Origin of the sequence: Bacillus sp. DNRA2, assembly GCF_012843265.1 — a bacterium.
GTDB lineage: Bacteria > Bacillota > Bacilli > Bacillales > Cytobacillaceae > Bacillus_BU.
Genome location: NZ_JABAIT010000003.1, coordinates 38,535 through 59,776, shown reverse-complemented (window position 1 = coordinate 59,776; position 21,242 = coordinate 38,535). Strand labels below are relative to the sequence as shown.

The following is a 21,242-nucleotide window of genomic DNA, read 5'->3' as shown; positions in this document are numbered from 1 at the left end:
TGCAATCTCATAACTTTACATTAAAATAAATGGATTCATATCTATTGAGATTTGCATTCCATTTCTTGTTGTTTCTGGTAAAAATAATTCATTGATTTTAATTAACGTATTTGTCAATTCTGGTTCCCGTTTGTATTTTATCAAACATTGATATCGATATCTATCCTTGATCCTCGGGATTGGTGAAGCGACCGGGCCTAAAATGACAGCTTTATTTGACAGATGTGATCGTAAATAGCGGGCAATTTTCTCGGTAACCGAGACCACCTTCATGAGCTCCTCGTGGCTTACCGTAATCAGCGTCAAATAAAAGAACGGTGGGTATTGATGAATTTTGCGCATCATCATTTCTTTTGTATAAAATTGATCAAAATCCTGCTCCCCAGCCAATTCAATACTGTAATGCTCAGGGGTATAGGTTTGAATCACAACCTCACCAGGGAGCTGGTGTCGACCTGCTCTTCCACTTACTTGGGTTAACAATTGAAATGTTTTTTCAGAAGCGCGAAAATCAGGCAGATGTAACATGGTATCAGCCGACAGGACGCCAACAAGGGTAATATTCGGAAAATCAAGTCCTTTGGCAATCATCTGCGTTCCTAATAAAATATCAGCTTTTCCCTGCTGAAATTCAGTCAACAGCCTTTCATGCGAACCTTTACGAGTGGTTGTATCCACATCCATTCGAATGACCCTGGCCTCAGGCAGGAGCTTTGCTAGCTCCTCTTCAACCTTCTGAGTACCAGTACCGAAATAGCGAATATGCTCGCTTTGACATTCTGGGCAAAGCTTCGGCACTGCTGATTCATAACCACAATAATGACATTTCATATTATTTTGAACGCGGTGATAGGTTAATGAGATTTCACAGTGCGGACATAATACAACATACCCACAATCCCGACACATCACGAACGAAGAATGACCGCGTTTATTTAGAAATAACACGGTTTGCTGTTTCTTTTGGATGCGATCCTGAAGCTTTTCAAATAAATCTGTCGAGAACATCGAGCGATTGCCGTTGCGAAGCTCCTCACGCATATCAATGATTTTCACAGACGGCAGAGCCTGATCATTCATCCGTTTCGATAGGATTAATGATTGATAAACACCTTTTTGAGCTCTGGCGAAGGTTTCAAGCGCTGGTGTGGCACTTCCTAAGATAACCGGACATGAATAACGCTCGGCGCGGTGAATCGCAACATCTCTGGCATGATACCGTGGGTTCTCCTCTTGCTTATAGCTTGTTTCATGCTCCTCATCAATAATAATAATGCCTAAATTTTCGAATGGTGCAAAAATAGCCGAGCGAGCTCCAACAACCACCGAAACCTCTTTGCGCTGAATTTTCCGCCACTCATCATATTTCTCACCATTTGAAAGTCCGCTATGCAAGACGGCAACTAGGTTGCCAAAGCGCCCTTTAAAACGATTGACCATTTGTGGGGTCAGGGCAATTTCCGGAACAAGCACGATGGCTTCCTTTCCTTTATCAATTACTTCTTGAATTGATTGCAGATAAATTTCCGTTTTACCACTGCCTGTTACTCCATATAAAAGAAAGACACGATGTTGATCATTTTCAATCGAGCTCATTATCGGTGCAATTGCTTGAGACTGCTGGTCTGTTAGCGGAAACGGTTCAGTCCGCTTAAACTCCCGCTCGGCATAGGGATCTCGATACACTTCGATTTCCTCTTGCTGCAATATCCCCTTTTCAACTAAGCTTTTAATTGTTGCACTACCAATGGACAGCTTTTCGAGTAGCTTTTGCAATTCGATTGGTTCGGGATTCGCTAGGAAATAATCAACGAGCTGCAATTGTTTTTTAGCTTTGGTTAGATTGGCTTTTTCTCGTTCAAGCTCAGGACCTGATAATGCTGGAAGGACGTGAAGTCGTTTCTTTTTCTTCGTTTTCTCCTTTACGACATAGTGCACTTCAACCGTTCCTTTTGCTACTTCTTTATGGACAGTCGAAATTAAATCGTGGTGGAGTGCTTCCTTCCAGGACATTTGCTTTGTCGTAAAAAGGTAGTGACGTAGTTTTTCATCAACATCGGCAATCGCTGCTGTTTCAGCCAGTACGATATTTTTTTCATATTGCGCCTTTAAGGCAGCAGGAAGCATCGCTTGAAAGGCCGAGATTTTCGTACAAAGCACCTCATTTGTCAGCCAATGTCCGAGATTTAGCATTTCTGGATTCAGGACAGGTGTCAAATCCATCGGTTCAATGATTTCTTTAAGCTTAGCGATATCGAAATCTGATTCATCCTTCAAAGCTATGACAAAACCTTGAAGCTGACGGGGACCAAATGGCACCACCACTCGCATGCCAGGTTCGATTACACCTTGCCATTGTTCAGGTATAAGATAGTCAAAACCTTTGTCAACTTGTTTAGCTGCAACATCCACAACAACATTAGCTATTTTCATAATTCCTCATCCTATAGTAACTGCGAAATTTGGTCGAGGATGTTCTGTGCCACCTCATGCTTGGACATTAACGGAAGTTCAAGACTACTTCCATCCTTTTTAAAAATCGTGACAATATTCGTTTCAGTCCCAAATCCTGCTCCAGCAGTTTTCACATTATTAGCCACAATCATATCCGTATTTTTCTTTTTCAACTTGCCCATGGCGTATTCTTCGACATGTTCTGTTTCTGCCGCAAAGCCAACCAAAATTTGCTTCGCCTTTCTTTGCCCTAACTCAAACAGAATGTCCTTCGTACGTTCTAATTCCAGTACCTGCTCACCAGGCTGCTTTTTCATTTTATTGTCATGCTGAATTTTTGGTCGGTAATCCGCAACAGCGGCAGTTTTGATGACCACATCTGCTTGATCATATTCCTTTATTACCGCTTGATACATTTCTTCAGCGCTTTTCACCTTCACAACCGTGACACCGTTTGGTGGCGTGATGCTGACAGGTCCTGAGATTAACAAAACATCCGCCCCAGCCTTACTTGCTTCCTCAGCAATTGCATAACCCATTTTTCCAGTCGAATGATTCGTGATATAACGAACCGGGTCAATGGCTTCCTGGGTAGGACCAGCGGTAATAATGACCTTTTTGCCGATTAGCTTTGGATTCTTTTTGGCAAAAGATAGCTTGATAAGCTCAACCATTTTTTCAGGCTCTTCCAATCGACCTTTGCCAACATAGCCACAGGCTAAATAGCCTTCACTTGGCTCGATAAATTGATAGCCATATTGGGCTAAAGTCATAATATTATTTTGAACAGCAGGATGGTCGTACATATGGACGTTCATGGCAGGAGCAATCCAGACTGGAGCCGTTGTTGCCAGCAATGTCGTCGTAATCATATTATCTGCTAAACCGTAAGTCAGTTTCGCAATCGTATTAGCTGTTGCAGGTGCAACAAGAACAAGATCTGCCCAATCCGCCAAATCAATATGCGCAATCACTTTTGAATCTTTTTCATCAAATGTATCCGTATATACATCATTTTTTGATAATGCTTGAAAAGTTAACGGTGTGACGAACTTTGCTGCAGCATCACTGAGAATCACTTTAACAGAAGCCCCTGCTTGGGTAAGTTTACTCGTTAGTGCTGCTGCTTTGTATACCGCAATACCACCGGTTACACAAAGGAGAATCTTTTTTCCGTTTAACATGTATTTGCCCCCACCTTTCGACATTTCTTTCTTTTTATTATGCAAGAAGATTAGAATTTTTTCATTCTTTTAGGCTTTTAGGCACTGCGCTGTCCAACAGCTTACAACCTAAAAAAATAACAACCCATACAGGTTGTTATTTGGTTGACCTTATTCAGTCGGAGCATCATCCATATTTGGCACATTAGCAAATGTTAATTTACCAGCATGAATTTCTTCAAGAGATTTACCTACATTTTTATGGGACACGTATTTTGGAAGCTGATAACTTCCATCCTCTTGTAAAATTCTTGCACGTTTAGCTGCTACTGATACTAGTGAATACTTTGAATCAATCTTAGTTAATAATGAATCAATCGAAGGATAAAGCATGTTTATTCTACCTCCAGCATTTTTTTATAACGTTGTTCAAGCCGTGTTCTACGGCAGTGTTCAGCAATGACAATCGCCTTGATTTTCTCGACGGCATGCTCGACTTGGTCATTTTCAACCACGTAATCGTATAATGACATCATTTCAATTTCTTCTTTTGCCACCGTCATGCGATTATTAATGATTTCTTCAGATTCAGTTCCTCTTGTCGTTATGCGATTTTTCAACTCGCTAAGACTAGGTGGGGCAAGAAAAATGAATAAACCTTCAGGGAACTTTTCGCGAACTTGGCGTGCACCCTGAACCTCAATCTCCAAGAAAACATCTCTGCCTCGATCCAAGGTTTCTCTAACATAATCAACAGGAGTGCCATAATAGTTCCCAACAAACTCGGCATACTCCAAAAGCTTCCCTTGTTCGATTAACCCTTCAAATTCTTGTCTCGATTTAAAGAAATAATCCACGCCATCTACTTCACCTTCACGCGGTGCTCTCGTGGTCATCGAAATGGAATATTCGAACGCTGTATCTGGCTGGGAAAAAATCGCTTTCCGAACAGTCCCCTTTCCAACACCGGATGGCCCGGAAAGAACGATTAATAAGCCTTTTTCGTGCATATTTGTAGATCCTACCCTTCCTCTATTGTTTCCTCACGGTTAATATTTAACCTTTGTGCAACTGTTTCTGGTTGAACAGCCGATAATATCACATGGTCACTATCCATAATCATTACAGCGCGAGTTCGTCTACCGTATGTAGCGTCAATTAACGAGCCTCGATCACGTGCATCTTGGATAATTCGCTTTATCGGTGCGGATTCAGGACTAACAATAGAAATAATTCTGTTTGCAGATACAATGTTCCCAAACCCGATGTTGATTAATTGAATCCCCATAGTAATCCCCCTGTAAACTCTCTTTCCATTTTTACCGCAGACCACAAAGGCTAAACGGTTCTATTCGATATTCTGAACCTGTTCTTTAATTTTCTCTAATAAACTCTTCATTTCGACCACTTCACTGGCAATTGCCGAGTCATTCGCTTTGGAGCCAATCGTGTTAACCTCACGATTCATTTCTTGCACAAGAAAATCAAGCTTTCGGCCAACCGGCTCTTTCAATAATATCGTTTTTTGAAATTGTTGTATATGACTGTTTAATCTTGTAAGTTCTTCATTAATATCGACTTTTTCAGCAAATATAGCAACCTCAGTCACGATTCTCGCTTCATCGATTTGACCGGATAAATAGTCCTGCATTCGCTTCGTAATTCGATCCTTATATTGGTTAACAACTGTCGGAGCATATTCCTTCAATTGAGTTGCCCGATTTTTCAGCTGCGCTAGGTTGTCAGAAACATCCTGTGCCAATGCTTCCCCTTCTGTTTGCCTCATCTCTTTAAGGCTCAGTGCTGCTTCTTCCACAGCAGCGATGACGAGCGCTTCAAGCTCACCGTTTTCCTCATCACTTTCCTCAAATGTGATGATTTCTTCCCGTTCGATAAGCTCCTTTAACGAGACTTGCTCTGATAAACTGTATTTCTCTTTAATTGCGGTTATGTATTGATAGTACTCGTCAAGCAGGTTCCAATCAATGTGAACCTTACGATTAATGACTGCATCTCCAGTCAAGGTAACAAAAACCTCTACCCTGCCTCTTAAGATATAATCACTTAGCTTCTTTTTCAATTTATCTTCAATTTTTAAAAGAACTCTTGGCATTCGAAAATAAAACTCACAAAAACGATGATTCACCGTTTTGATTTCAACCGTGACACTAAGTTGATCAGATTCTTTTTTACTTCGACCAAAACCCGTCATGCTTACGATCATTGTCACACATCCAATCTATGAAGAAACTCTCTCTTTGCATAAGCGAATCTATTTACTAATGAAACAAGATAAGAAAAAGGTAATAGAGACCCCTCTATTACCTTGTGAATTATAACATACTTTATTTTGTTTTTCTTGCGAAAAATGAGCCTGCCAGTAAAAAAGTTGGAATAGAGGATAATGCTGTAATTAAAATCCAATCCTTGGCTACAATCGGAACCGTATGGAAAATTGGCTGTAACGGCGGATAGTAAATCACAACCAACATTAAGATTAACGATGAAATAACCGCCAATACCAAGTATTTATTTTCAAACGGATTTCGGGAAAATATAGAATTTTCACTGCGACAATCAAATACATGGATTAATTGTGCCATGACAAGTGCACTGAAGGCAACAGTCTGAGCGTAGGCAAGCTCGTCCGGGGAGCGGTATGTCGTCATAAACGCGACAATCGTTACCGCCCCTATTAAAAAACCTCTTGAAACGACTTTCCAGCCCAATCCTCTCGCAAAAACACCCTCGCGCGGACTTCGCGGTTTTCGTTTCATCACATCACCTTCAGGCTGGTCAAGCCCAAGTGCCATCGCTGGCAAACCATCTGTGACCAGATTAACCCAGAGGATTTGAATCGGTACTAGTGGTAGCGGTAATCCCATTAACATCGCAAACAACATAACGAGAATCTCACCAACGTTCGATGCAAGTAGATACCGGATAAATTTGCGGATATTTTCGTATATATTGCGACCTTCCTTTATCGCCGCTTTAATCGTCGCAAAGTTATCATCCAACAGAACAAGCGCAGATGCTTCTTTCGCAACATCTGTTCCGGTAATCCCCATGGCTACGCCGATATCAGCAGCCTTGATTGCTGGAGCATCATTCACCCCATCGCCCGTCATCGCAACAATATGTCCACGATTTTGCAAAGCCTTTACAATTTTCAACTTATGTTCAGGCGAAACACGCGCAAATACGGCAACGTCATCAACGACTTCTTCGAGCTCATCAAGCTCCATTTCCGATAACGCTTTCCCCTCAAGCACTTTAGCTTTCCCAGTAAGGATCCCTAACTGTTTGGCAATTGCCTTAGCAGTGATAACATGGTCTCCAGTAATCATCACGGTTTTGATTCCCGCTTCACGACATTCCTTTACAGCTTGTTTCACTTCGGGACGAGGCGGGTCAATCATCCCTTGTAAGCCGATAAAAATTAAATCCTTTTCTGCTTCTGTCTCATGAAGGATAAGCGTATTTGTCTGCAGAGGCTTAAAGCCAATCGCAATGGTTCGAAGCGCCTGTGAGGCAAGCTCATTAATCGCATTCTGGACGTTGGTTTTTGATTCAGCGTTTAAGTATTGAGTCTTATTGTCCCAAAGTGCTGATTGGCATTTACCTAAGAGAACATCAGGCGCACCCTTAGTAATGACAAAATGCTTACCCGTTTGATCTTTGACAATGACGCTCATCATTTTTCGAGTGGAGTCAAATGGGAATTCATTAACAATTTCAAATTGCTTCAATAACTGATTGCGCCCGTAGCCAGCTTTCATTCCAGCAACCAGCAACGCCCCTTCAGTTGGGTCTCCATCGATGATAAATTCTTCATTCTTTTTGGCAATTTCCGCATGATTACAAAGCATCCCAAACATCAACAGTTGTTGAAGTGCTTTTTCGCTGTCAGGACTGCAAGGACGATCCCGATCATAAAAGGTTCCCTTTGGCTGATAACCTACACCATCGACCGTCCATATGCGTCCCCCACTCCAAAGATGGGTAACTGTCATCTTGTTCTGTGTCATGGTTCCTGTTTTATCTGAACAAATGACCGAAGCACATCCGAGCGTTTCTACCGCTGGAAGCTTACGGACAATTGCGTTTTTCTTAATCATGCGCTGTACGCCAAGGCTTAAAGCGACAGTTACGATTGCAGGAAGTCCCTCAGGTATAGCGGCAACAGCAAGTGACACTCCGGCAAGAAACATCGTATATAAATCATGTCCTTGCATGACCCCTAGCGCTACCACCAAGACGGTAAGTAACAGCGCAGCTACAATTAAGATTTTTCCTAATTGCTCTAATCGACGTTGCAGTGGTGTTTCCATTGTTTCTGCTGACTGTAACAAGTCGGCAATTTGCCCCATCGCTGTTTTCATTCCGATTGCACATACAACGCCTATCCCACTGCCTCGGGTTACCATCGTACCCATAAAAGCCATATTTTCCAAGTCACCAATACCTAGGTTTTCAGTTGGATTTAGGGAATCGGTGTGCTTTTGCACGGGTAATGATTCACCAGTTAATGCGGATTCTTCGATTTCTAAGCTTAATGATTCTATTAATCTCACATCGGCACCAATGCGGTCCCCACTTATGAATTTAATTAAGTCACCTGGCACTAATTCCTTAGAAGGAATTTTGACCCACTTGCCGCTTCTGAGCGCCGTCACTTGTGGAGCCGAAAGCTCCTTTAACGCCTGTAGGGATTTCTCGGCCCGTCGTTCTTGAAAAAAGCCTAAAAAGCCATTGACAATCACAATCGCAATGATGGCAATTGCATCAATATACTCTCCCAATAAACCAGAAATCAGTGTGGCAGCAAGCAACACAAGGACCATAAAATCTTTAAATTGACTTAAAAAAAGAAGGATGGCGGACTGTTTTTCCCCTTCTTCGAGCTCATTAAAGCCGTACTGTTTTCTCCTCATTTTTACGTCTTGTTCGGTCAATCCTAAGGATAGGTCGGTGTTTAACGCTTCCCCTACATCATTTCTACTCATCTCGTGGAACTTCATCCGGCCATCTCACTTCCTCCTCTATATACATATACTGCTTATCTAAATAAAGCTTATTCAGCCTCGTCCAAAAAAATGATAGAATGTAGAGAAAAGCTCACACTTGAGCGCTACATAAAGAAAAGGATGTTTTGACTATGTCTTTTGACGGTTTATTTACGCGCGCCATGACCAACGAACTTTCCCAAGCGCTTAAAGGGGGAAGAATTAATAAAGTCCAACAGCCTTTCGCGAATGAATTGCTGCTGGTAATACGTGCCAATGGTAAAAATCATCGCCTTCTGCTTTCGATTCACCCGAGCTATGCACGAGCACAGCTGACGAAGGAAAGCTATGATAACCCGGCCGAACCACCGATGTTTTGTATGCTCATGCGCAAGCACCTCGAAGGGTATATTTTAGAGGACATTCATCAAATGGAACTAGATCGGATTATCGTTTTTGAAGTGAGGGGGCGAAATGAGCTTGGCGACCTTTCATACAAGCAGGTGATTGTAGAAATCATGGGCCGACACAGCAACATCATTCTCGTGGATAAAGACCGGCAAATCATTTTAGATAGCATTAAACACGTCTCCTTTGCCGTAAACAGCCACCGGGCAATATTACCGGGGCAGCCTTATATTCTACCGCCACAGCAGGATAAACAAAATCCTCTAGAACTGAGTGAAGCGGAAATTTTGCGTCGTTTAGACTTTAATGCCGGCAAACTTGATAAACAGTTCGTCAACAGTTTTGCCGGAATCTCGCCGCTTCTTGCCAAAGAGATTTTATTTCAAGCAGGCTTGGCAAATCGGGCTACTTTACCAAAGGCTTTTTTAACCGTACTTGGAAAAATCAAACAGCATGACTATTTGCCTGCGATAACCGAGCATGACGGCAAGGAATCCTTTTATTTATTCCCGCTTCAGTCTTTAGGTGGAGAGGCAAAAACGTTTGTGAGCTTAAGTGAAATGCTTGACCGGTTTTATTTTGGCAAAGCTGGGCGTGACCGCGTGAAGCAACAAGCAACCGATCTGTTGCGCTTCATTGTTAATGAAAAAGAAAAGAATGAGAAGAAAATCGGCAAACTGGAAGCGACTATTAATGAAGCTGAACGTGCCAGTGAGTATCAGCTATATGGAGAATTGCTCACTGCCAATTTATTCGCCGTATCTAGAGGCATGAAGGAAATCGAGGTCATCAACTATTATGATGAAAACGGTGGGACCGTTACGATTCCCCTCGACCCGCAAAAAACACCGTCTGATAATGCTCAAAAGTTTTTCAGCAAATATCAGAAGGCGAAAAACGCCTTGGAGATTGTTCGCGAGCAAATTGCTTTGGCCCGTGATGAAGTAAGCTATTTCGATGCACTTCTGGCTCAGGTCGAAACGGCTTCACCAAAGGATATCGAGGAAATTCGCGAGGAGCTTGTCGAGGGTGGTTATATCCGTGACCGCAGGAAAAGGCAGGCGAAAAAGAATGTGAACGCAAAACCAGTCCTCGATGCCTATACAGCCTCTGACGGTACTGAAATTTTAGTCGGAAAAAATAATAAACAAAATGATTATTTAACCAATAAATTAGCAGCGCGGGACGATTTGTGGTTTCACACAAAAGATATTCCCGGCTCACATGTCGTGATTCGCTCTAAATCTCCGTCTAACGAAACAATTCTGGAGGCTGCTTCACTTGCTGCCTATTATAGTAAAGCACGGGAATCAAGCTCCGTACCGGTTGATTTCACACTCGTCCGTCATGTGAAAAAGCCAAGCGGTGCCAAACCTGGCTTTGTGATTTACGATAACCAGCAGACCGTATATGTAACACCGAGTGAAGAAATTGTATTAAAATTGCAGAAATAAGACTTTGAGATGCTGACTTTGTTTGAGTCAGCATCATTTTTGTGTGATTGAGATTGTGCGGGTTGGAAGCGGGCAAATAGCTTTCAATAGGAGCAAAAAGTAGAAAAGTTGAGCAAATTGGGGTTTTGCCGAGCATATAGCAATATTTTCGAGCATACAAAAATTTACATCAAGCATATATTCTTAAAAGTCGAGCATATTCCTCAAAAATTCGAGCATATTTTCTTGAAAGCCGAGCATAAATCTCTAATAGTCGAACAAATATCTTATACAGAGGTAATGTACATAATTACATCAGTGTTATATTAGCGATTTGCATTCAATTTGATGAAATTCACGTAATTTAATGTACTTTTCAAAATTAGAAATAGAGCATAAAAGACATTTTGCCTTGAAATACACTGATTCCCTTCAAAATTCACAACTTTGTAACATTCTCTCTTCTTTAAGTTTTGCTATTAAAGCTTCGGTACATAAAATTCCACACTTTTCTGCACCCTATCTTTTAGGAGGTGGAGGAAGTGACAGAACCACGACAACCCGGAAGCAAAAATATGCCTGAATTTAAAAATTTAAGCGACAGGATGATTGCTGATAAACCTGATGGTCCATTTTTAGTGATCAAGACGAACCTCGACCCAAAAGATGCAACGGAGGACAATCCATATTATCAAAATAAACAAGAAACTGATAAAAAAGCATTTTTAGATTTTTTTGAGGAGTAGATAAGAATGGATAAGACACTTGGATACCTGCGCGAAACGTTGTCCAATTACACAGATCAATACTCAATTGGAAAAAGAGTTTATCAAAAGCTGGCAAGTCACGATTTTCACAGTGAGGAAGCTTTTGTGCGGGCACTTGATCAGGAGGAAATCGATTTTTTAGATAAAATTTTACCTGATGAAATTAATTATGCAAAGGAAGAACAAGATGCAAAACGCGCTCACCAATTAAACGAGGTGTACGAGCTGCTGCTCTAGAATAGTTTGGGTGGGAAAGGACATATATTTGCCAAAATCTTAATTTATTTGCCGATTTCGTAATTTATTTGCCAAAATCCCCCCACACATCAGAAAAGAGGATGAACAAGTTCATCCTCTCATCTACCTATACCTTAAGCAAATTGCTTGCCCCACTCGGCTGGGTCTACCCGCCACGCTGCTAGCGTTTCGCGATCTTCACCTTTGATATAGCCTTTAGTCTCAGCCACTTCAGATAGAGTCGTAAAGTCAGTTAATGAAAATGCTTTAACACCTGCTTCAGCAAGCATTTCTTCACCTTTTGCAAGCTGATATGTAAAGATGGATACAACGCCAAGCACTTCACAACCTGCCTCACGTAATGCATCAACAGCCGTAATCACGCTGCCGCCTGTAGAGATTAAATCTTCCACTACAACAACCTTTTGACCTTCCGACACACGACCTTCGATTTGATTACCTTTCCCATGACCTTTTGGCTTCGAACGTACATAGCACATCGGTAAATCGAGTAAGTCACTCACCCACGCTGCGTGAGGAATGCCTGCTGTAGCCGTACCAGCAATCACTTCAACCCCGGCAAAGTTTTCTTCAATAAGCGTCTTTAAGCCAGTGGCAATTTCCTTGCGAACAGCAGGATATGATAAAGTTAGGCGATTATCACAATAAATTGGTGAGCGTAGGCCAGAAGCCCAAGTGAATGGATCGTTTGGCTGCAACGCAACCGCTTCGATTTCTAATAGTCTTTCGGCAATTTTACGTTTCATGTTAAACTTGCTCCTTCCCATGCTTGCTTAATATGTCTGTAACTGGCAACTGGATCTTGCGCCTGTGTTATTGGACGACCGACTACAATGGCTGATACACCCGCAAGTCTTGCTGTTTCCGGAGTGGCAATCCGCTTTTGATCCTGCGTTGCATCAGTGCTTAAGCGAATTCCTGGTGTGACAGTTAAAAATTCCGGTCCAAGCACAGTTCGAATTTTACCTGCTTCCCATGTTGAGCAAACAACTCCATCCATTCCCGCACTGTTAGCGACACTTGCATAATGAAGCACCGATTCCTCAATCGAAACTGGAATCAGTTGCTCACGTTGCATTAGCGCCTCTGACGTACTTGTTAACTGGGTTACCGCGATGCAACTTGGGCGCACGCTTCCACTTGGGGTTCCTGCATCCAAGCCGTCGAGTGCAGCTTTCATCATTTCGCTGCCACCAGCAGCATGAACATTCACTAAATCTGCACCAAGTCGAGCCAAGCCTTTCATCGCTTTATGGACTGTGTTTGGAATATCATGCAACTTTAAATCAAGAAACACTTGATGATTTTTTTCTTTTAACTCAGAAATAATCGCAGGACCTTCCTGATAAAATAATTCCATACCGACTTTAACGAACAATGACTCTCCCTCAAACTGGTTAAGAAACTGGAATACCTCTTCTTTTGAGGCAAAATCAAGCGCGATGATGAGCGAGTTTTTCATGAAGTCCCCAGCTCCTTCCCGTACATTCTGAAATGTGTTCATAGCCTAATTTTTTCAATAAAGCTGGTAACTCATCAATAATTGTCGGACAGACAAATGGATCAACGAAATTGGCTGTGCCAACGGCCACTGCGCTTGCACCGGCATAGAAAAATTCGATGACATCTTCGGCTGAAGAAATTCCGCCCATGCCGATGATTGGAATCGAAACAACCTGACTGACATCATGAATCATTCGGATCGCAACTGGTTTAATCGCAGGACCGGACAAGCCACCAGTGCGATTGGCCAAAATTGGCTTTCCGGTTTTTAAGTCAAGGCGCATCCCGAGCAATGTATTAATCATCGTTAAACCGTCTGCACCGCCAGCTTCAACCGCCCGCGCGATTTCGACGATATTGGTGACATTCGGTGATAATTTTACATAAACCGGTACGGAAGAAACTTCCTTAACAAGCTTTGTTAACCGTTTCGCCGTTTCCGGACATGTACCGAAAGCAATTCCGCCCGTTTTAACGTTTGGACAAGAAATATTTAATTCTAACGCGTGAACATTTGGGGCTGTCGAAATTTTCCGAGCCACTTCCACATAGTCCTCTTCCTTTGAACCGGCAACATTAGCAATAATTGGTACACTAAAGCGCTCAGCCAACCACGGAAGTTCTTCGTTCATTACTTTTTCGAGACCCGGATTTTGCAAGCCGATTGCGTTTAACATCCCAGCTTCTGTTTCAGCGACACGTGGAGTTGGATTACCAAAACGTGGTTCACTCGTCGTTGCCTTGATCATGATGGCCCCGAGTTTATCTAAATCAAATAACTGACTGTACTCTTTTCCAAATCCAAAGCAACCGGAAGCAGGCATGACCGGATTCTTCAAGGACAACCCTGGTAATTCAATATTTAATGAACTCATATGACTACCTCCCCTGCCCGGAATACCGGTCCATCTGTACAAACCTTTTTATATGTGTGACCTTCCGGATTATCACTTGTATGACACACGCAAGCAAAGCAGGCGCCAATGCCACAGCCCATCCGCTCTTCTAATGACAAGAAGACTTTTTGATTAGGGAAACTTGTCTCAAGCGCCTTTAACATTGGTTTTGGTCCACAAGCATAAAGGGTATCGAAAGTAATCCCTTCAGAAGTAATAACATCTGTAACAAAGCCCCGGTGGCCATGTGTCCCGTCAACAGTCGCCACATATGTAGCACCGAGTAAGGCAAATTTCTTTTCATAAAAAACCACATTTTCCGTTTGGAAGCCAAGGATGTGAATCACCTTGACTCCCTTCTTGACTAATTGCTTTGATAACTCGTAAAGTGGCGGAACACCGATACCACCGCCAATTAACAGTGCTGTTTGGCCTGCAAAAGTTTCATCAACTGGAAAACCGTGACCTAGCGGGCCTAGCACATCGACGGTATCACCGCTTTTTTTCTGGGAAAGAAGCGTGGTGCCCTTTGCTTCTTTCCGATAAATCATCGTAAACTGATGATTGTCATGATCTATGTTCGAAATACTAATCGGTCTTCTTAATAATGGATCAATGGCGTTTGCAACTTTCAACTGAACAAATTGTCCAGGCTCCTGCATTTCGAGCACGACTTCACCCTGTAACGTTAATTCAAAAATGTCTGATGCGATTTCTTGCTGACTAATAACGGTACACTGCTCTTTTTTGATCACATTAAGACCGCCTTTCGCACCTCAGGAGCACTTTCCATCGCTTCTGCTGAGAAGGTCATCGATTCAATTACTCGAAGTATAGCATCAGCAGTGTCCAAGGATGTCAAACAAGGAACCCCATTTTCGACTGATTCACGACGAATACGGAAGCCGTCACGCTCAGGTTGTTTTCCGCGTGTAAATGTATTGATTACTAACTGCGCTTCTCCTTTTCGAATCACATCAAGAAGATTCGAATCACTTGCATCGATTTTTTCAACTACCATTACTGGAATGCTGTTTTCCTGTAAGTAAGTAGCCGTACCGCTTGTTGCTAACAACTGATACCCAATTGCCGCAAATCTTTTCGCAAGCTGTAAAGCTTCTGCTTTGTCTTTATCAGCAACTGTTAATAGCACAGTTCCAGATTTTTTAATATTCATTTTCGCTGCTACAAAACCTTTATATAAAGCTTTTTCAAACGTTAAATCTTTACCCATTACTTCCCCAGTTGATTTCATTTCAGGTCCAAGCGTGATGTCAACACGACGAAGCTTTTCGAATGAGAAGACTGGTACTTTTACATAAACACCTTTTTTCTCTGGAACTAGACCTGACTGATATCCTTGTTCAGCAAGGCTGTGTCCTAAAATGACTTTGGTAGCGATATTAGCCATCGGAACGTTTGTAATTTTACTTAAGAATGGCACCGTTCTACTTGAACGTGGGTTTACCTCAATGACAAATACATCTTCACCTGCAACGACGTATTGAATGTTAAGTAAGCCGATGATTCCTAAGCCCTTAGCCAACTTATCAGTGTACTCAATCAATTTCGCTTTGACAGAATCAGTGATTCTTTGTGGTGGATAAACGGCGATGGAATCCCCGGAGTGAACTCCTGCGCGTTCGATGTGCTCCATAATCCCAGGAATCACGACATCCTTACCATCACAAATCGCGTCAACCTCGATTTCTTTTCCAGTTACGTAACGGTCAATCAGGATTGGATCAGAATTTTCTTTAACAGCATTCTTCATGTAAAATCTTAACTCATCTTCTTTATGGACAATTTCCATCGCTCTTCCGCCTAGTACATAGGAAGGACGAACAAGTACGGGATAGCCAATTTCCGTAGCAACGGCAACAGCTTCTTCGACTGTTAAAGCCGTTTTCCCTTTAGGCTGTGGTATACCAAGCTTAGAAAGGGCTGCCTCAAATTGATTACGGTCTTCTGTTCGGTCAAGATTTTCTAAGGATGTTCCTAAAATCTTCACGCCTCTTTCAACCAATTGTCCTGCTAGATTGATAGCTGTTTGACCACCAAATTGGACGATGACACCCAGTGGTTTTTCTAAATCGATGATGTGCATGACATCTTCAATGGTAAGTGGCTCAAAGTATAATTTATCGGAAATACTGAAGTCAGTTGAAACTGTTTCCGGGTTGTTATTAATGATAATCGCTTCATAACCAGCTTCTTTAATCGCCCAGACTGCATGAACGGTTGAGTAGTCAAACTCAATTCCCTGTCCGATACGAATCGGACCTGAACCTAACACGATAACACTGTCACGGTCGGTTACAATCGATTCATTTTCATCTTCGTAGGTTCCGTAGAAATATGGTGTTTCTGATTCAAATTCAGCAGCACAAGTGTCGACTGTTTTATAAACAGGAACAATACCATTTTCTGTTCTCCAGTTATAAACTTCAATTTCTTTTGTATTCCATTTTGCTGCTATAGTTTTATCAGAATAACCCATTTCCTTAGCTTGTCTCGCTACTTCAATATCAAACGCATTTTGTTCAACAACCTCATCGAATTTGATGATTCCTTCAAATTTCTTAAGGAAAAATAAATCAATTTTAGACCAGTCATGAATCGTTTCGATGGTCACACCACGTTTTAAGGCTTCAGCGATGTAGAATAAGCGTTCATCGCCTGCTTTCCTAATCCGCTTTTCGATTAATACATCATCAATTTGATCTGCTTCTTTAAGCTCGAAATGATAGATTTTTGCTTCAAGTGAACGAATAGCCTTTAACAGCGACTCTTCAAACGTACGACCAATGGCCATTACCTCACCAGTAGCCTTCATTTGCGTTCCTAATAAGCGGTTAGCTGCTTCAAATTTATCAAATGGCCAACGTGGGATTTTCGTAACGATATAATCAAGTGCTGGTTCAAAGCATGCATATGTTTTTCCAGTTACAGGGTTCATCATTTCATCCAATGTCAGGCCAACCGCAATCTTTGCAGCAAGTTTCGCAATTGGATAGCCAGTTGCTTTTGATGCTAAAGCTGATGAACGGCTTACACGTGGATTTACTTCAATGATGTAGTAGTTAAAGCTGTCAGGATCAAGTGCAAGCTGTACGTTACAACCACCTTCGATACCTAAAGCACGAATAATTTTTAACGATACATTTCTTAATAATTGATACTCGCGATCGCTTAGTGTTTGGCTTGGTGCTACGACGATTGAGTCACCAGTATGAATACCTACCGGGTCGATGTTTTCCATGTTACAAACTACAATGGCACTGTCGTTGGCATCACGCATTACTTCATATTCAATTTCCTTAAAACCAGCGATACTCTTCTCAAGTAAACATTGGTTAACTGGACTGTTTTTCAAACCGCTCGTAACGATTTCAATTAATTCCGCTTCGTTATGACATATACCGCCGCCTGTACCACCTAAAGTGTAAGCAGGTCGAACGATAATCGGATAGCCAACGACACCGACAAAGCGATAGGCTTCCTCTAAACTATGGACGATATCACTTTCTGGTACTGGCTCACCTAGCTCGTTCATTAGGTCTCTGAACAGCTCACGATCCTCCGCTTGCTTAATCGCAGAAAGCTTAGTTCCTAATATTTCGACATTTAATTCTTCAAGAATTCCCGACTCCGCTAATTGAACCGCCAAGTTTAAGCCTGTTTGGCCTCCAAGTGTCGGTACAAGCGCATCTGGGCGTTCTTTACGAATAACACGTGAGATAAATTCAACAGTCAATGGCTCGATGTAAACTGCATCGGCAATTTCTGTATCTGTCATAATGGTTGCAGGGTTAGAGTTAACGAGAATTACACGATAGCCTTCTTCTTTCAGTGCCATACATGCTTGCGTTCCCGCATAGTCAAATTCAGCGGCTTGACCGATGATAATCGGACCTGACCCAATTACTAAAATACTATTGATATCGGTACGTTTAGGCATTATTTAGCACTCTCCCGTTCTCTTGTTTGTGTTCTTCTACCATATTTAAGAAACGATCAAATAATCCGTTTGTGTCTTCTGGTCCAGGTGAAGCCTCTGGATGAAATTGAACAGTAAAGGCTGGGTATTCCTTATGCTTTAAACCTTCTACTGTGCCATCATTCAAGGCAATATGTGTTACTTCAAGTTGAGTTCCGGCAATCGAAGCATCTTCAACGGTATAGCCATGATTTTGCGAAGTTAATGAAACTTTACCTGTAGATAAATCCTTAACAGGGTGGTTGGAACCACGGTGTCCAAATTTCATTTTTTCAGTATTGGCTCCACATGATAAAGCGAAAAGTTGGTGTCCAAGGCAAATTCCGAATAGTGGAACCTTCCCGATTAGACCAGCAATCATTTCTTTAGCTTCTGGTACGCTTTTTGGATCTCCAGGTCCATTTGACAGCATCACGCCATCAGGACTTAATTGTAAAATTTGTTCTGCTGTGAAGTGGTAAGGTACAACAATTACATCGCAGTCACGGTGATTAAGCTCACGTAAAATTCCGTGCTTCATACCAAAATCAACGAGGACAACACGGTTACCACGTCCAGGACTTGCATAAGGTGTAACGGTAGAAACCTGTTTCACCTGATCTGTTTCTAACGGCTTTTCTCTTAACATTTCGACAATTTTTGCTGCATCTTCTTCCATACTGCAGATTGCACCTTTTAATGTACCGTGATTACGGATGATTCTTGTCAATTTTCTTGTATCAATCCCTGAGATTCCTGGGATTTTTTTAATTTTGAAATATTCATCTAGCGATAATTCATTTCGCCAGTTGGATGGAAAATCACAAACTTCCTTTACAATAAACCCTTTAATCGCAGGCTGAATCGATTCAAAATCATCACGATTAATTCCATAGTTACCAATTAACGGATACGTCAAGGTAACAATTTGACCACAATATGATGGATCGGACAAGATTTCCTGATAACCAGTCATCCCTGTATTGAAAACGACCTCACCAATTGTATCGACATCACTTCCAAATCCTTCACCGATCATGATCGTTCCGTCTTCGAGTATCAATTGTCTTTTCATATATCGACTCTCTCCTTTTTCCACGCGATTTTTCCTGCAACGATTGTCAGTACTGGCCAGCCTTTACATTCCCAGCCGTCAAAAGGTGTATTTTTTCCTTTAGATAGGAACTTGCTAGAATCAACAGCATCCTTTTGATTTAAATCAAGTAAAACTATGTCTGCTGGTCGTCCTGCTTCAATTTTTCCAAATGGAAGCTTAAAGGTTTCGGCAGGCCTAATGGTTAAGAAATCCACTAATTGCTTAAGTGTTAAGATTTCTGTTTCAACAAAATGTGTATATAAAAGCGGAAATGCTGTTTCTAGTCCGACAATCCCAAATGGTGCCAGTTGCATTCCTGCACTTTTTTCTTCAGCAGTATGTGGAGCGTGATCTGTTGCGATGCAATCAATCGTTCCATCTAATAATCCTTCAATTAGCGCCAATTTATCTTCGCTTCCACGAAGTGGCGGGTTCATTTTATAATTCGTATCTAGCCCTGGTATGTCTTCATCACATAATAGTAAGTGATGTGGAGTTACTTCTGCCGTTACATTAATGCCTGCTCGCTTTGCATCTCTTACTGCACGAACAGATTCCTTCGTGCTGATATGGCAAACGTGATAGTGACAATTAGCAGCTTCTGCTAATAATACATCACGGGCAATATGTACTGATTCACATACGGATGGGATTCCGTTTAGACCGTTGGCTTCTGAAAATTTTCCCTCATGAACACAGCCTTTATTGATTAAAGAATTGTCCTCGCAATGGGCAACAACTGCCATATCCAATTGTGCAGCCCTTTTCATTGCTTCAAGCATCATTCCTGCTTCTTGAATTCCGACACCATCATCGGTGAAAGCAACTGCGCCAGCTTCCTTCAATTCCGAGAAATTTGTAAGCTCCTGACCGAGTTCACGAACGGTAATCGAAGCATAGGGCAGCACGCGAACGGCTGCTGTTTCGTTAATCCGTGCATTTAGCGATTGTAATTGTTCCTTTGAATCTGGAACTGGTCTTGTATTTGGCATTGCTGCAACAGTCGTAAAACCACCTCTAGCCGCAGCCATTGTTCCTGTAGCAATGGTTTCCTTCTTTTCTCCACCTGGTTCACGAAGATGGACATGTAGGTCGATAAAACCCGGCGCAACCAAAAGCCCGCCCGCATCGATGACTTCATCAGCATCGCGTGTAATTTCCTGGTTTACCTCAATAATTTCCCCTTTGTCGATATAAAGATCTACCTTTGTAAGTTCTCCTGTCTCAGTAAGCAATTGACCATTTTTGATGATGATCGACATTCTCACTACCCCCTTGTGATGATTCTAAAACGCGCTTAAGTACCGCCATTCGAACGAAAACACCATTTTGCATTTGTTTAAAAATTCTTGAACGCTCACATTCAACTAAGCATTCTGCAATTTCAACGCCGCGGTTTACCGGTGCCGGATGCATGATGATGCTGCCTTTTTTCATCGTTTTTTCTCTTTCTATCGTTAAGCCATATTGACGATGATATTCGTTTAAATCGGCAGTTTCCGACCCATTATGACGTTCATGCTGAATTCGGAGCAACATGACGACATCTGCTGTCGAAATTGCGCGGTCTATCGGTTCCATTATACACCCTTGCGGCATTTCTTCATCAAACCAAGCTTCAGGACCTGAAAAAACGACTTGTGCTCCGAGGCGAACGAGCGCATCAGCATTGGAATGAGCAACGCGGCTATGGCGGATATCACCGATGATGGCAACCTTCAATCCTTCAAACTTGCCAAATTCCTGTTGGATTGTTAAGAGATCTAATAATGATTGCGTTGGATGATGTCCACAACCGTCGCCCGCATTGACAATTGATAAATTAAATTTATCTTGTAATTCTGCAAAGAAATTATCCTGTTCATGGCGAATCACCACGGCATCTAAACCAATCGATTCTAATGTCCTAACTGTGTCGTACAGAGTTTCCCCTTTTAGGACACTTGAGCGCCCTGCTTCAAACGGAATCACTTGTAATCCTAATTTTCGCTCAGCCATTTCAAAGCTGGTCTTAGTTCTTGTGCTTGGTTCAAAAAATAAGTTTGCAACATATGTTGGCTTTGCAGGGGCCCATTGCTCTCCCTCAGCAAAACGCTGGGCATCAATTAATATTTTTTTAATCTCATCGGTCGAAAGCTCCGTCGTTTTAAGTAAATCTCTCATTTACTCCCATCTCCTCATCAGGAATTTTCTTCCTTATTTTTATAAAAAAGACACCCAGATATACTGATCATCTGGGTGTCAAAATGAACGTCGTCAAAAGACTGGAAAAAGGC

General features: G+C 41.9%; 18 protein-coding genes. 3 read left to right on the top strand and 15 right to left on the bottom strand.

Going from position 1 to position 21,242, the window contains the following annotated elements:
* Positions 1-15 precede the first annotated feature (15 nt).
* The 7 genes from priA to HHO41_RS04030 form a co-directional block, all read right to left on the bottom strand.
* Positions 16-2,433 carry a primosomal protein N' gene (priA, locus tag HHO41_RS04060; protein ID WP_169095748.1) on the bottom strand — a complete coding sequence of 806 codons (2,418 nt, stop codon included), beginning with the start codon at positions 2,431-2,433 and terminating at the stop codon, positions 16-18.
* A gap of 11 nt (positions 2,434-2,444) precedes the next feature.
* Positions 2,445-3,638 carry a bifunctional phosphopantothenoylcysteine decarboxylase/phosphopantothenate--cysteine ligase CoaBC gene (gene coaBC / locus HHO41_RS04055; RefSeq protein WP_169095747.1) on the bottom strand — a complete coding sequence of 398 codons (1,194 nt, stop codon included), beginning with the start codon at positions 3,636-3,638 and terminating at the stop codon, positions 2,445-2,447.
* Between the two features lie 150 nt (positions 3,639-3,788).
* The gene (gene rpoZ, locus HHO41_RS04050; protein WP_169095745.1) at positions 3,789-4,010 is read right to left on the bottom strand and encodes a DNA-directed RNA polymerase subunit omega; all 222 of its coding nucleotides are present in this window, start codon (positions 4,008-4,010) and stop codon (positions 3,789-3,791) included.
* Between the two features lie 2 nt (positions 4,011-4,012).
* On the bottom strand, positions 4,013-4,627 hold the full coding sequence (gmk, locus tag HHO41_RS04045) for a guanylate kinase (protein WP_169095743.1): 615 nt from the start codon (positions 4,625-4,627) through the stop codon (positions 4,013-4,015).
* Between the two features lie 11 nt (positions 4,628-4,638).
* A complete protein-coding gene (remA, locus tag HHO41_RS04040; RefSeq protein WP_169095741.1) occupies positions 4,639-4,905 on the bottom strand; it encodes an extracellular matrix/biofilm regulator RemA in 267 nt (88 codons plus the stop codon).
* A gap of 60 nt (positions 4,906-4,965) precedes the next feature.
* Positions 4,966-5,841, bottom strand: a complete 876-nt coding sequence (locus HHO41_RS04035; RefSeq protein ID WP_169095739.1) for a YicC/YloC family endoribonuclease — start codon at positions 5,839-5,841, stop codon at positions 4,966-4,968.
* Positions 5,842-5,962: 121 nt separating this feature from the next.
* Positions 5,963-8,641: a calcium-translocating P-type ATPase, SERCA-type gene (locus tag HHO41_RS04030; RefSeq protein WP_169095737.1), complete on the bottom strand. Its 2,679-nt coding sequence runs from the start codon at positions 8,639-8,641 to the stop codon at positions 5,963-5,965.
* 137 nt (positions 8,642-8,778) lie between these two features.
* On the opposite strand from HHO41_RS04030, the gene HHO41_RS04025 reads away from it, so the two are divergent.
* From HHO41_RS04025 to HHO41_RS04015, 3 genes are all read left to right on the top strand, one after another.
* Positions 8,779-10,488, top strand: coding sequence for an Rqc2 family fibronectin-binding protein (locus HHO41_RS04025; protein WP_169095735.1), 1,710 nt, complete (start codon positions 8,779-8,781; stop codon positions 10,486-10,488).
* 521 nt (positions 10,489-11,009) lie between these two features.
* Positions 11,010-11,213, top strand: coding sequence for a hypothetical protein (locus HHO41_RS04020; RefSeq protein ID WP_169095641.1), 204 nt, complete (start codon positions 11,010-11,012; stop codon positions 11,211-11,213).
* 6 nt (positions 11,214-11,219) lie between these two features.
* Entirely contained in the window at positions 11,220-11,471 is a 252-nt protein-coding gene (locus HHO41_RS04015) for a sigma-G-dependent sporulation-specific acid-soluble spore protein CsgA (protein ID WP_169095733.1), read from the top strand.
* Between the two features lie 134 nt (positions 11,472-11,605).
* Here the strand turns inward: HHO41_RS04015 and pyrE are convergent, their stop codons facing one another.
* Genes pyrE through HHO41_RS03975 form a run of 8 tightly spaced genes read right to left on the bottom strand, consistent with a single transcriptional unit; the run spans position 11,606 to position 21,129 of the window.
* Positions 11,606-12,238 carry an orotate phosphoribosyltransferase gene (pyrE, locus tag HHO41_RS04010; RefSeq protein ID WP_169095731.1) on the bottom strand — a complete coding sequence of 211 codons (633 nt, stop codon included), beginning with the start codon at positions 12,236-12,238 and terminating at the stop codon, positions 11,606-11,608.
* Entirely contained in the window at positions 12,235-12,954 is a 720-nt protein-coding gene (gene pyrF / locus HHO41_RS04005) for an orotidine-5'-phosphate decarboxylase (RefSeq protein ID WP_169095729.1), read from the bottom strand. Before pyrF ends, pyrE begins: the two co-directional genes overlap by 4 nt.
* The gene (locus tag HHO41_RS04000; RefSeq protein WP_169095727.1) at positions 12,926-13,870 is read right to left on the bottom strand and encodes a dihydroorotate dehydrogenase; all 945 of its coding nucleotides are present in this window, start codon (positions 13,868-13,870) and stop codon (positions 12,926-12,928) included. Before HHO41_RS04000 ends, pyrF begins: the two co-directional genes overlap by 29 nt.
* Positions 13,867-14,646: a dihydroorotate dehydrogenase electron transfer subunit gene (locus tag HHO41_RS03995; protein WP_169095725.1), complete on the bottom strand. Its 780-nt coding sequence runs from the start codon at positions 14,644-14,646 to the stop codon at positions 13,867-13,869. The genes HHO41_RS04000 and HHO41_RS03995 overlap by 4 nt, the downstream gene beginning before the upstream one ends.
* A complete protein-coding gene (carB, locus tag HHO41_RS03990) occupies positions 14,643-17,852 on the bottom strand; it encodes a carbamoyl-phosphate synthase large subunit (RefSeq protein ID WP_169095723.1) in 3,210 nt (1,069 codons plus the stop codon). Before carB ends, HHO41_RS03995 begins: the two co-directional genes overlap by 4 nt.
* On the bottom strand, positions 17,845-18,945 hold the full coding sequence (locus HHO41_RS03985) for a carbamoyl phosphate synthase small subunit (protein ID WP_169095721.1): 1,101 nt from the start codon (positions 18,943-18,945) through the stop codon (positions 17,845-17,847). The genes carB and HHO41_RS03985 overlap by 8 nt, the downstream gene beginning before the upstream one ends.
* The gene (locus tag HHO41_RS03980; protein ID WP_169095719.1) at positions 18,942-20,228 is read right to left on the bottom strand and encodes a dihydroorotase; all 1,287 of its coding nucleotides are present in this window, start codon (positions 20,226-20,228) and stop codon (positions 18,942-18,944) included. Before HHO41_RS03980 ends, HHO41_RS03985 begins: the two co-directional genes overlap by 4 nt.
* Positions 20,191-21,129 (bottom strand): aspartate carbamoyltransferase catalytic subunit, encoded by a 939-nt coding sequence (locus HHO41_RS03975; RefSeq protein ID WP_169095717.1) that lies wholly within the window; start codon positions 21,127-21,129, stop codon positions 20,191-20,193. The genes HHO41_RS03980 and HHO41_RS03975 overlap by 38 nt, the downstream gene beginning before the upstream one ends.
* Positions 21,130-21,242: the final 113 nt, after the last annotated feature.

What these genes read in the sequence shown, in the direction of transcription:
- HHO41_RS04025 (WP_169095735.1), top strand. Translation starts at nt 8,779, where the DNA reads ATGTCTTTTGACGGTTTATTTACGCGCGCCATGACCAACGAACTTTCC.
- pyrE (WP_169095731.1), bottom strand. Translation starts at nt 12,238, where the DNA reads ATGAAACGTAAAATTGCCGAAAGACTATTAGAAATCGAAGCGGTTGCG.
- priA (WP_169095748.1), bottom strand. Translation starts at nt 2,433, where the DNA reads ATGAAAATAGCTAATGTTGTTGTGGATGTTGCAGCTAAACAAGTTGAC.
- HHO41_RS04030 (WP_169095737.1), bottom strand. Translation starts at nt 8,641, where the DNA reads ATGAAGTTCCACGAGATGAGTAGAAATGATGTAGGGGAAGCGTTAAAC.
- HHO41_RS04000 (WP_169095727.1), bottom strand. Translation starts at nt 13,870, where the DNA reads ATGAGTTCATTAAATATTGAATTACCAGGGTTGTCCTTGAAGAATCCG.
- HHO41_RS04015 (WP_169095733.1), top strand. Translation starts at nt 11,220, where the DNA reads ATGGATAAGACACTTGGATACCTGCGCGAAACGTTGTCCAATTACACA.
- rpoZ (WP_169095745.1), bottom strand. Translation starts at nt 4,010, where the DNA reads ATGCTTTATCCTTCGATTGATTCATTATTAACTAAGATTGATTCAAAG.
- remA (WP_169095741.1), bottom strand. Translation starts at nt 4,905, where the DNA reads ATGGGGATTCAATTAATCAACATCGGGTTTGGGAACATTGTATCTGCA.
- HHO41_RS03975 (WP_169095717.1), bottom strand. Translation starts at nt 21,129, where the DNA reads ATGAGAGATTTACTTAAAACGACGGAGCTTTCGACCGATGAGATTAAA.
- HHO41_RS04035 (WP_169095739.1), bottom strand. Translation starts at nt 5,841, where the DNA reads ATGATCGTAAGCATGACGGGTTTTGGTCGAAGTAAAAAAGAATCTGAT.
- gmk (WP_169095743.1), bottom strand. Translation starts at nt 4,627, where the DNA reads ATGCACGAAAAAGGCTTATTAATCGTTCTTTCCGGGCCATCCGGTGTT.
- coaBC (WP_169095747.1), bottom strand. Translation starts at nt 3,638, where the DNA reads ATGTTAAACGGAAAAAAGATTCTCCTTTGTGTAACCGGTGGTATTGCG.
- HHO41_RS03985 (WP_169095721.1), bottom strand. Translation starts at nt 18,945, where the DNA reads ATGAAAAGACAATTGATACTCGAAGACGGAACGATCATGATCGGTGAA.
- pyrF (WP_169095729.1), bottom strand. Translation starts at nt 12,954, where the DNA reads ATGAAAAACTCGCTCATCATCGCGCTTGATTTTGCCTCAAAAGAAGAG.
- HHO41_RS03980 (WP_169095719.1), bottom strand. Translation starts at nt 20,228, where the DNA reads ATGTCGATCATCATCAAAAATGGTCAATTGCTTACTGAGACAGGAGAA.
- carB (WP_169095723.1), bottom strand. Translation starts at nt 17,852, where the DNA reads ATGCCTAAACGTACCGATATCAATAGTATTTTAGTAATTGGGTCAGGT.